Origin of the sequence: Synechococcus sp. B60.1, from assembly GCF_047462555.1 — a bacterium.
Taxonomy (GTDB): domain Bacteria; phylum Cyanobacteriota; class Cyanobacteriia; order Thermostichales; family Thermostichaceae; genus Thermostichus.
The window spans coordinates 1-2,052 of sequence record NZ_JANSJN010000185.1 but is presented as its reverse complement, the minus strand read 5'-3'; the positions used below and the strand labels follow the sequence as shown (position 1 = coordinate 2,052).

Annotated in this window: 1 protein-coding gene; it reads right to left on the bottom strand. The window is 60.6% G+C overall.

Features of this window, described 5'->3' with window-relative positions; all coding sequences use genetic code 11:
• Window positions 1-1,914 (bottom strand): YegS/Rv2252/BmrU family lipid kinase (locus NW863_RS12855; RefSeq protein ID WP_414366835.1); only part of this gene is annotated, 1,914 nt, incomplete at its 3' end.
• Window positions 1,915-2,052: the final 138 nt, after the last annotated feature.

The window sequence follows — 2,052 nt, the reverse complement described above, 5'->3', positions numbered from 1 at the left end:
AGCCCCCAGGCTATATCCCGCCAGCAGATCGCTGGGCCAATTCAACCCCAAGTAGGCCCGGCTGAAACCAATGAGGAGTAGGATCCCCAGCACGCCGCCCCCGATCCAGCGCCGCTGAGCAGGATAATACCTTGCCAGCAGATAGCCCAACAGACCGTAGATTGCCGTTGCTGCGATGACCTGTCCACTGGGAAAGCTGTGGCCTGTCTCCGACAGGATGGGATCCCAAAGATCTGGTCGGGGGCGAGAAAAGGTAGGCTGCAGGATCCCGGCAATCACGGCAGCTCCTAAGGCTGCAACCAACAGCCCCCCTGCCGTTCGTCTTTGTTGGCTGCGCCAGAGCAAAACCCATCCACAGGCGGTCAAGCTCACCAGCCCAATCGGATGCCCTAACCCCCACCCCACCCAGGCTAGGGGATCCGGCCAAGGGCTGGCCCGGCGCAGCCATTGCAAAATCCATACATCGATGGCTTGACTGGAGGGCGCCAGTCCTTGCAAAGCCAGAGTCAGTCCCCAGAGGGCCAGAGCCGAGCCGAGGATCCCGCCCAGGCCAACGGTTGTGCTCAGCAGGGTCAGGCTCGGCGAGATCCGCCTTACCCAGAAGATGGCGAGCTTTTCGGCGGAGTTGGGTTTCCGCACAGGTGGTGCAATCACGGTCAGTCCCCCTGGGATCACCTCGATCTGGACGGGGGTTGTGCCCACCACTTCTCCATCGACGACCACCTTTTGGAGTGGGGTTGCCTCAACCCGGATGCGGGAAGCTTTGAGGGTGAGAATCCCGTTCAGTTTCGGCACCTGCTTGGCCAGAGAGGCCCCCAACAGATGCACCATATCCCCGAGGGATTGCACCCGTCGCGCCAAAGTCTGGGACAGCCTGCCTGAATTGGGGTCATCCTGGCCGCGCACCACCGTCACATCCAGTTGCCCATCCGTCGGATTGACACGCCCACGGCCCTGGGCAAGCACAGAGGTGGCCGGTGCAGCATTGGCAATGGTCAGGGCAGTGGCTTGCAAGTGCTGCAGCTCGGCTCCATCCACTTGGAGCGTCACTTGAAAGGGTTGCTGGTTCGCCAGTTGTTGTAACCCCGCCAGCAAGTAGGCTAGCGATCCCAAGCGACTTTTCAATTCGCGGCTGGCACGTTCGACCGTTTCCGCTTCAAACCCGATCCCGGCCAGCAGGATCATCGGCTGCCCATTGCAGCGAGCGGCATCCATCACCCGTGTCGATCCGGCCAAGATTAGATCGCAAGCCCTTTCCAAATCAGTTGGGATCCCCAGCGCCGCGGCAAAAGCATTGGCCGTACCGCGCGGGATCACCCCCAGGGGAATGCCGGAGCCAAACAGTACCCCGGCCACGGCTGAAACCGTGCCATCGCCACCAGCAGCGATGATCAGATCAGGCCGGGCGGCCAGGGCCTCTTCTGCCAGGCTTTTGGCATCGCGCCCCGGTTCAGTCAGCAACACCTGCAGGCGGATCCCGACGGATAGGCGTTGCCGCAATAGGGCCAGTTGTTGAGTTTCATCCCCTTGGCCAGCAATGGGGTTGAAGATCAAATAGCCCAGGCGTTGCTCCGCCAACGAGAGCAGCAGCGCTCGAGCAGTGGGCACATTCAGCGCCAACGGAAGATTTGCCTCTTGGCAATCTTGGACCAACTTTGTCAACCCAGCCGGATCTGCTGCCGCATCCCAGAGGGCAATGACGGCTTGGGTACTATCCTCAAAAAGTTGAGCATGCCATTCTGCTCTACAGGCAACGGTTTTGACCGTCAGCCTGGGGTGTTGGGTCAAATGGGCGGCTAGGGATCCCTCGACAATCCAGCAAAACCGCGAGACCAGGGCGCGCTGCTGTGTGAGCAGCTCGAGCAAGTCGGCTTCTTGGTCGGCTGCTGCTGAGATCAGGATCCCGGGTTTCATGGGCCAACTCGAAAAATGGCACCCCAAATAGGATGCCAGGTGCTCAGAGGCATTAGGCAAGAGTTAGGAGGATTCTTGCGGCACTTCTGCACTTTGATCCGCTCCAACAACCCCAGGCCGGCCCTTTCGGATCTGTCT